Origin of the sequence: Neorhizobium sp. BETTINA12A (assembly GCF_023006485.1) — a bacterium.
Taxonomy (GTDB): domain Bacteria; phylum Pseudomonadota; class Alphaproteobacteria; order Rhizobiales; family Rhizobiaceae; genus Neorhizobium.
The window spans coordinates 1-9,125 of sequence record NZ_JALBGW010000179.1 but is presented as its reverse complement, the minus strand read 5'-3'; the positions used below and the strand labels follow the sequence as shown (position 1 = coordinate 9,125).

Sequence of the window (9,125 nt, the reverse complement as noted above, 5' to 3'; positions counted from 1 at the left end):
CGCGACGGTTCGGGACTGCCAGGGCCTCGTCGCGACGCCGGGCCTCGTCGATGCCCGCGTCTATGTCGGCGAACCGGGCGCCGAACACACCGAAACGATCGAATCGGCGAGCCGGGCGGCAGCCGCCGGCGGCGTCACTTCCTTCATCATGATGCCGGACACCGATCCCGTGATCGACGATATCGCGCTGGTCGAATTCGTGCAGAAGACGGCGCGCGACAAGGCGGTCGTCAACGTCCATCCCGCCGCCGCCCTCACCAAGGGGCTGGCCGGCAAGGAGATGACCGAGATCGGCCTGCTGCAGCAGTCGGGCGCCGTCGCCTTCACCAACGGCCGGCATGGGCTTTCCGATACGCTACTCCTGCGCCGGGTGATGACCTATGCGCGCGAATTCGATGCGGTCGTCTCTCTGGAACTGCGCGAAAAATATCTCGGCAACGGCGTGATGAACGAAGGCCTGTTCGCGAGTTGGCTCGGCCTCTCCGGCGTGCCGAAGGAAGCCGAGATCATCCCGCTCGAACGGGACTTGAGGATCGCCGGCCTGACGCGGGCGAAATATCATGCGGCGAAGATTTCCGTGGCGGAATCGGCCGAAGCGATGCGCGTCGCCCGGGCCCGCGGCGCCAACGCCACCTGCGGCGTCTCGATCAACCATCTGGCGCTCAACGAGAACGACATCGGCGAATACCGCACCTTCTTCAAGCTGTCGCCGCCGCTGCGCTCCGAGGACGACCGCGTCGCGATGGCCGATGCGCTTGCCGACGGCACGATCGATATCATCGTCTCCTCGCACGATCCGCAGGACGTCGACACCAAGCGCCTGCCGTTTGCCGATGCCGAGGACGGCGCGATCGGGTTGGAGACGCTGCTCGCCGCAGCGCTGCGCCTGCACCATGACGGTCGCGTGCCGCTGATGCGGCTGATCGATGCGATGTCGACCCGGCCGGCGCAGATCTTCGGGCTTGATGCCGGCACGCTGAAGCCCGGCGCCAAAGCCGATATCACACTGATCGACCTCGATGAGCCTTGGATCGTTTCGAAGGATATGATCTTGTCGCGGTCGAAGAATACGCCGTTCGAAGACGCGCGATTCTCGGGCCGCGCCGTCGCTACCTATGTGGCCGGCAAGTGCGTCTACACGCTTTAAGGGGAGCAAGGGCGTGAGTGAACTCTTCAACTGGCAGATCACCCTGCCGATCGCGCTGGCCGCACTGGTGTTCGGCTATCTGCTCGGCTCCATTCCCTTCGGCCTGATCCTCACCCGTGCCGCCGGCCTCGGCGATATCCGTTCGATCGGATCGGGCAATATCGGCGCCACCAACGTGCTGCGCACCGGCAACAAGAAGCTCGCGGCCGCCACCCTGCTGCTCGACGCGCTGAAGGCGACCGCCGCGGCGCTGGTCGCCTGGTATCTCTTCGGAAAAGAAGCCGGGCTGCTGGCCGGTTTTGCAGCCTTCATGGGCCATCTCTTCCCGGTCTGGCTCGGCTTCAAAGGCGGCAAGGGCGTCGCCACCTATATCGGCACGCTGCTTGGCGTCGCACCGTGGATGGTGCTGGTGTTTGCGGCGATCTGGCTCGGCGTCGCCAGGATCAGCAAATATTCGTCGCTGGCCGCTCTGGTTGCAACCCTTGTCATTCCGGTTGTGCTGTGGTTCTTAAACGAGCCGAAGATCGCGCTGGTCATGGCCGTCATGACGGTGATTTCCTGGTGGAAGCACGAAGCCAACATCAAGCGGTTGATCGCCGGCACAGAAAGCAGGATCGGCCAAAAGGGATAGACCGGGGGAAACAATGCCGGACGGCAGCGCGAAACGAACAGGAATTGCGCTGACGGAGAGGCAGAGGATCGCCTGGCTGAGGCTGATCCGCTCCGACAATGTCGGCCCCGCCACATTCAGAGACCTCATCAATCATTGCGGTTCGGCGGAAAACGCGCTTGCCATGCTGCCAGAACTTTCCGCCCGCGGCGGAGCGACCAGGGGGATCCGGATTGCCGGTGTGCAGGAGGCCGAACGCGAGCTTGAGGCGGCGCATCGCTTTGGCGCTCGCTTCGTCGGCATCGGCGAACCCGACTATCCGCCGGCGCTCCGCCAGATCGAAGGCGCCCCACCGCTTCTGGCCATGAAGGGCGACCTTTCAGCCGCAACGCGCCCGTCCGTCGGTGTCGTCGGATCGCGCAACGCCTCTATATCCGGCGCCAAGTTCGCGGCGATGATCGCAAGGGATTGCGGCCGCGCCGGTTATACGGTGACGTCCGGCCTTGCCCGCGGCATCGATACCGCCGCCCATCGCGCCAGCCTGGAGACCGGAACGATCGCGGTGCTCGCCGGCGGGCTCGACCAGCCCTATCCGCCGGAAAACATCCCTTTGCTCGAGGAAATCACCGAGGGCACCGGCCTTGCGGTCAGCGAAATGCCGTTCGGCTGGGAACCCCGTGCGCGGGATTTCCCCCGCCGGAACCGGCTGATATCCGGCATTTCACTGGGGATCGTGGTGATCGAGGCGGCGGAGCGCTCGGGCTCGCTGATCACCGCCAGACTGGCGACCGATTTCGGACGGCTCGTCTTTGCGGTTCCCGGTTCGCCGCTCGATCCGCGCTGCCACGGCACCAACGGGCTCCTGAAACAGGGTGCGATCGTCACCACAGGATCGGCCGATGTGATCGAGGCGCTGGCGCCGCTGTCACAACTCGATCTCTTCAACCAACCGATGGTCGAAGAACCGAAGAAGGGCGGCGAAATGCTGCCGCCCAATGACGACGACCGGGCGGTCATCGTCTCGGCGCTCGGGCCGACACCAGTCGATGTCGACGACATCATCCGCCATACCGGTCTGCCCGCCTCATCCGTCTATCTCGTGCTGCTGGAACTCGATCTCGCTGCCCGGCTGCATCGCCACGCCGGCGGAATGGTGTCACTCGCGATGGAAGACTGAGCGGGGCCGCCGCCCCGCCTGGACGTCTCCCGCCTCCACATAGGCCATTTCGATGAGGTAGCAGAGCATGTCCGCGCCCTCTCCCAAGGCGACCTGCCGGAGTTCCCCCAGCATCTGCCTTATATAGGCGATATTTTCCCTGGTATCGTCCTCACGCCGGCCATTCGCCTCACCCCGAGAAACCATATTCCGTCCTGTCAAAAAAAGCCGATCGCGGTCCAAATAAATTCACCTTGAGGTATGCTGCGGACCATATCGCATTTATTTAAGATTGCAACTAATTGCATATCTTCTCCAGGTTGCACCTCGTTGTACCCTATAATTTGGCATACGCCCCTTGACCGCGAGGCAAACGCCCTCCATGTCGGGAGGTCAGATTTCCGCCTGGACCGCAACGGTGCCGGGCCAAGCCTCTATTGCAGAGAAGCAAAATGAATGTTGTCGTCGTAGAATCTCCTGCCAAAGCCAAGACAATCAACAAGTATCTCGGCTCCGGCTACAAGGTTCTCGCCTCTTTCGGCCACGTGCGCGATCTTCCGGCCAAGGACGGTTCCGTGCTCCCCGATCAGGACTTCGAAATGCTGTGGGAGGTCGATCCCGCGTCCCAGAAGCGGATGAAGGACATTTCCGATGCCGTAAAAGGCTCGGACGCCCTGTTCCTCGCGACCGACCCGGATCGCGAGGGTGAAGCCATTTCCTGGCATGTGCTCGATCTTCTCAGGAAGAAGAAGGTGATCGGCGACAAGCCGGTCAAGCGCGTCGTCTTCAACGCTATCACCAAGAAGGCCGTGCTCGATGCGATGGCCAATCCGCGCGATATCGACGTGCCGCTGGTCGACGCCTATCTCGCCCGCCGCGCGCTCGATTATCTGGTCGGCTTCAATCTGTCGCCGGTGCTGTGGCGCAAGCTGCCGGGGGCACGCTCGGCCGGCCGCGTGCAGTCGGTTGCGCTGCGGCTCGTCTGCGACCGCGAGTCGGAGATCGAGCGTTTCATCTCCGAAGAATACTGGAACCTGTCGGCTCTGCTGCGCACGCCGCGCGGCGACGAGTTCGAGGCCCGCCTCATGTCTGCCGACGGCAAGCGGCTGCAGGGCCGCTCGATCAAGAACGGCGAGGACGCCAACCGCCTGAAGGCGCTGCTCGACGGCGCCGCCTATGTGGTCGATACGGTCGAGGCGAAGCCCGTCAAGCGCAATCCCGGCCCGCCCTTCACCACCTCGACGCTGCAGCAGGCCGCCTCCTCCAATATCGGCTTCAACGCCTCGCGTACCATGCAGGTGGCGCAGAAGCTTTATGAAGGCGTCGATATCGGCGGCGAGACGGTCGGTCTCATTACCTATATGCGTACCGACGGCGTGCAGATGGCGCCGGAAGCGGTCGATGCTGCCCGCAGCGCCATCGTCGACCAGTTTGGACAGCGTTACCTGCCGGAGAAGCCGCGCTTCTATTCCACCAAGGCGAAAAACGCCCAGGAAGCCCACGAAGCGATCCGCCCGACCGAATTCACCCGCACCCCGGACCAGGTGCGCCGTTATCTCGACGCCGACCAGGCCCGTCTCTACGAGCTGATCTGGAAGCGCGGCATCGCCAGCCAGATGGCGTCCGCCGAAATCGAGCGCACCACGGTCGAGATCCTTGCCGACAACAAGGGCGAGAAGGCTGGCCTGCGCGCCGTCGGCTCGGTCATCCGGTTCGACGGCTTCCTCGGCGCCTATGTGGACAGCCGCGAGGACGCCGAAAAGGGCGAGGACGACGATGAAGATGGCCGCCTGCCCGAGATCAATGCCCGCGAAAAGCTCGACAAGAACAAGGTGAACGCCAGCCAGCACTTCACCGAGCCGCCGCCGCGTTATTCGGAAGCCTCGCTGATCAAGAAGATGGAAGAGCTCGGCATCGGCCGCCCCTCCACCTATGCCGCGACGCTGAAGACGCTGAGCGACCGCGAATATGTGACCATGGACAAGCGCAAGCTGATCCCGCATTCGAAGGGCCGGCTGGTGACGGCCTTCCTCGAAAGCTTCTTCACGAAATACGTGGAATACGACTTCACCGCCGATCTTGAGGAAAAACTCGACAAGATCTCTGCCGGCGAACTGGACTGGAAGCAGGTTCTCCGCGAATTCTGGCAGGATTTCTTCGCCCAGATCGAAGACACCAAGGAACTGCGCGTCACCAACGTGCTCGATGCGCTCAACGAGACGCTGGCGCCGCTGGTCTTCCCGAAGCGGGAGGACGGCAGCGATCCGCGCATCTGCCAGGTCTGCGGCACCGGCAACCTGTCGCTGAAGCTCGGCAAATACGGCGCCTTCGTTGGCTGCTCGAACTATCCGGACTGTAACTACACCCGCCAGCTTTCCTCGGAAGGCGGCGCGGATGCGGAAGCGAATGCCCTCAGCGAACCGAAGGCGCTCGGCGCCGATCCGCATACGGGCGAGGAACTGACGCTGCGCTCGGGCCGGTTCGGGCCGTATATCCAGCGTGGTGACGGCAAGGAAGCCAAGCGTTCGTCGCTGCCCAAGGGCTGGAAGCCCGAGGACATCGACCACGAAAAGGCGCTCGCCCTGATCAACCTGCCGCGCGACGTCGGCAAACATCCAGAATCAGCCAAGATGATTTCGGCAGGGCTTGGCCGCTACGGACCGTTCCTGCTGCATGACGGCAGCTATGCCAACCTGGAGAGCATCGAGGACGTGTTCTCGATCGGCCTCAACCGTGCCGTGACCGTGCTTGCCGAAAAGCAGAGCAAGGTGGCGGCTGGCGGTGGCCGCGGCCGTGGCACGCCTGCGGCACTGAAGGAACTCGGCGACCATCCGGACGGCGGCACGATCACCGTGCGTGACGGCAAATACGGCCCCTACGTCAATTGGGGCAAGGTCAACGCGACGTTGCCGAAAGGGCTGGACCCGCAATCGGTAACGATGGAGCAGGCCATGGCCTTCATCATCGAAAAGGGCGGCAAGGCACCGTCGGCCAAGGCAAAGCCGAAGAAGGCCGCCGCCAAGGCAACCACCGCGACCAAGAAGGCGGCGCCGAAAGCCAAGACGGCCGCAAAGGCTAAAGCTCCGGCGAAAAAGACTGCAGCTGCACCGAAGGCGAAGAAGACGGGCACGTGAGAGAACCGCGCGACAGATCGAAACACCAGGGAAAACGCCCCGACAAAGCCATCCGCGGCCACACCGCTTCCACAACGGAAAAGCCGGTGATCATCCACGGTGCGGTGCCGCCGCGCGATGTCCTGCTCGAGTTCATCGCCGAAAACCCGGACAAGGGGTCGAAGCGAGAGATCGCCAAGGCCTTCGGGCTGAAGGGCGACACCCGCGTCGAGCTGAAGGACCTGCTTCGGACGCTGGAGGAAGAAGGCCTTCTCAAGAAGAGCCGCAAGTCGCTCACCCGTCCCGACGCGCTGCCGCCGGTCACCGTTCTCGACATCACCACCCGCGACAAGGATGGCGAGCTGATCGGCCGCCCGGCCGAATGGCCGGAGGACCTGGGTGCGGCGCCTGCAGTGCTCATCCGTCAGTCGTCCGACAGCCGCGGCAAGGGCAGAGTGGCTGCTGCCGGGCTCAACGACCGGGTGCTCGCAAAAATCTTCCCGAACAAGGACCGGACCGGCCCCGCCTATACCGCCCGCGTCATCAAGATCATCGACAAGCGCCGCGGAGCCTCGCTCGGCATCGTCCACAAGCTTGCCGATGGCGAATTGCGCCTGCTGCCGATCGACCGGCGCGGCGAGGAAATGGTGATCGAGCCCGCCGATATCGGCGAGGCCAAGGACGGCGACCTGGTCGAGAGCGAGGTCGTCCGTTCCGGCCGCTTCGGCCTTCCGCGCGCCCGGGTTCTGTCGATCGTCGGTACGATCGGCTCGGAAAAGGCGATCTCGATGATCGCCGTCTATTCGCACGGCATCCCGCATATCTTCCCGAAACAGGTGATGGACGAGGCAGAAGCGGCGAAGCCCGCCACCATGGCCCAGCGCGAGGACTGGCGTTCGCTGCCGCTGATCACCATCGACCCGGCCGACGCGAAGGACCATGACGACGCGGTCTATGCCGAGCTCGACCCCTCGCCCGACAATCCGGACGGCGTCATCGTCACCGTCGCGATCGCCGACGTCTCCTGGTATATCCGTACCGGCTCTCCGCTCGACCGCGAGGCTTTGAAGCGCGGCAATTCGGTCTATTTCCCGGATCGGGTCGTGCCGATGCTGCCGGAGCGCATCTCTAACGACCTCTGCTCGCTGCGCGAAGGCGAGGATCGGCCGGCACTTGCCGTGCGTATGGTCTTCTCCAAGGAAGGCCGCAAGGCCGGCCATACCTTCCACCGGATCATGATGAAGAGCGCCGCCAAGCTCTCCTATCAACAGGCCCAGGCGGCGATCGACGGCAAGCCGGACGACAAGAGCGGACCGCTGCTCGAACCGATCCTGAAGCCGCTATGGCATGCCTATGGCGTCATGAAGCGCGGCCGCGACCGCCGCCAGCCGCTCGAACTCGACATGCCGGAGCGCAAAATCCTGCTGAAACCCGACGGCACCGTCGACCGGGTCTTCGTGCCGGACCGGCTCGATGCTCACAAGCTCATCGAAGAGATGATGATCCAGGCAAACGTCGCCGCCGCCGAGACGCTGGAAAAGAAGCGCCAGGCGCTGATCTATCGCATCCACGACACGCCGTCGCTTGCCAAGCAGGAGACGCTGCGCGAGTTTCTCGCGACATTGGGCATTCCGATGGCCAAGGGTGGTCAGATGCGGGCCAACTCGTTCAACGGCATTCTCGCAAAGGCCGAGGGCACCGCCCACCAGGTAATGGTCAACGAGATGGTGCTGCGCTCCCAGAGCCAGGCGATCTACAGCCCCGAGAATATCGGCCATTTCGGCCTCAACCTGATGAAATACGCGCATTTCACCTCGCCGATCCGCCGTTACGCCGACCTGATCGTGCACCGCGCACTGGTCGGGTCGCTGGGCTTGGGCGAAGGCGGCATTAAGCCGGAGGAAGAGGCGCAGTTGGACGACATCGCCGCAGAAATCTCGACTTTCGAGCGCCGCGCCATGGCCGCCGAGCGCGACACGATCAACCGGCTGATCGCCCACCATCTGAGCGAGCGCATTGGCGAAGAATTCGTCGGCCGCGTCTCCGGCGTCACCAAGGCGGGACTATTTGTCTCGCTTCCGACCTATGGCGCGGACGGATTCATACCTATATCCACGCTCGGCAACGACTACTTCATCTATGACGAGGCGCATCAGGCGCTGTCCGGAGAGAAGACCGGTCTCGGTTACCAGATCGGCGATACGGTTGACGTGCGGTTGAAGCAGGCGATCCCGCTTGCCGGCGCGCTGCAGTTCGAAATGCTGAGCGAGGGCAAGAAATTGCCGACCGCGACCCGCTCCTTCCATAAATCGGGGCGGCGCGGCCGAACCCAACCCGGCACGCGGCCTCCGCGGAGCGGCCGAAGGAGATAGGAATGCAGGAACAGGGCGAACAGACGGTCCGATATGGTGGAGCGCAGGAGGTCGAAAGGCCGCTCGGCCGCTCCATCAAGCGGGGCTTGCTCTCAACCTGTCCTGCCTGCGGCACCGGTCGCCTGTTCCGGGCGTTCCTGAAACCGGTCGATACCTGCGCCGTCTGCGGCGAGGAAATCCATCATCACCGCGCCGACGACCTGCCGGCCTATCTCGTCATTGTCGTCGTCGGTCACGTGCTGATGACCGGGTACCTGCTGACCGACATGACTTTCAGGGCTTCTCCCTGGGTCCAGCTCGCCATCTGGGTGCCGCTGGCGATCCTCACGGCACTTGTGACCATCCAGCCGATCAAGGGTGGTGTCATCGGTTTCCAATGGTCGCTGAAGATGCACGGCTTCGGGGGAACGGACGACGAGGCGGTCGATCCCGGCCGGGGCGGACCTATTGCATGATATCGTCTACCGAGGAACAGGCTCCGTTCGCAATGGACGCGCCGAAGCATGCACGCGTGGCCGGCGTGACACCCAAGGACGCCGCGTCGCTGATCCTGATCGATCGTTCCGCCGGCACCCCGCGGGTTCTCATGGGCCGGCGCGGCAGCGGCCATGTGTTCATGCCTGACGTCTACGTGTTTCCCGGCGGCAGGCGCGATGCCCGCGACCATGCCCTTCCCTTCAGCGCCGATCTCGATCCGCTGGTTGTCGAAAAGCTGGTTGCCGGCACC

The 9,125-nt window shown here is 63.8% G+C and carries 7 protein-coding genes and 1 pseudogene; 7 read left to right on the top strand and 1 reads right to left on the bottom strand.

Translation table 11 applies throughout. The features are described 5' to 3' along the window. The 3 genes from MOV61_RS25830 to dprA form a co-directional block, all read left to right on the top strand. The coding region (locus MOV61_RS25830; protein ID WP_247138626.1) for a dihydroorotase at positions 1-1,147 on the top strand (1,147 nt) is incomplete at its 5' end. A gap of 13 nt (positions 1,148-1,160) precedes the next feature. Next, on the top strand, positions 1,161-1,778 hold the full coding sequence (plsY, locus tag MOV61_RS25825; protein WP_247138625.1) for a glycerol-3-phosphate 1-O-acyltransferase PlsY: 618 nt from the start codon (positions 1,161-1,163) through the stop codon (positions 1,776-1,778). A 13-nt stretch (positions 1,779-1,791) separates the two neighbouring features. Continuing rightward, positions 1,792-2,934, top strand: a complete 1,143-nt coding sequence (gene dprA / locus MOV61_RS25820) for a DNA-processing protein DprA (RefSeq protein WP_247138624.1) — start codon at positions 1,792-1,794, stop codon at positions 2,932-2,934. Here the strand turns inward: dprA and MOV61_RS25815 are convergent. Further along, positions 2,914-3,120, bottom strand: coding sequence for a hypothetical protein (locus MOV61_RS25815; RefSeq protein WP_038549036.1), 207 nt, complete (start codon positions 3,118-3,120; stop codon positions 2,914-2,916). The genes dprA and MOV61_RS25815 overlap by 21 nt on opposite strands. Before the next feature lie 245 nt (positions 3,121-3,365). Between MOV61_RS25815 and topA the strand changes: the two genes are divergently transcribed. From topA to MOV61_RS25795, 4 genes and pseudogenes are all read left to right on the top strand, one after another. Next, positions 3,366-6,047 (top strand): type I DNA topoisomerase, encoded by a 2,682-nt coding sequence (gene topA / locus MOV61_RS25810; RefSeq protein WP_247138623.1) that lies wholly within the window; start codon positions 3,366-3,368, stop codon positions 6,045-6,047. Then, positions 6,044-8,398 carry a ribonuclease R gene (gene rnr / locus MOV61_RS25805; protein WP_408962432.1) on the top strand — a complete coding sequence of 785 codons (2,355 nt, stop codon included), beginning with the start codon at positions 6,044-6,046 and terminating at the stop codon, positions 8,396-8,398. The genes topA and rnr overlap by 4 nt, the downstream gene beginning before the upstream one ends. A 2-nt stretch (positions 8,399-8,400) precedes the next feature. Continuing rightward, positions 8,401-8,853, top strand: coding sequence for a DUF983 domain-containing protein (locus MOV61_RS25800; protein ID WP_247035245.1), 453 nt, complete (start codon positions 8,401-8,403; stop codon positions 8,851-8,853). Between the two features lie 32 nt (positions 8,854-8,885). Beyond that, positions 8,886-9,125: pseudogene (locus MOV61_RS25795) on the top strand (hydrolase); the annotation flags it as partial.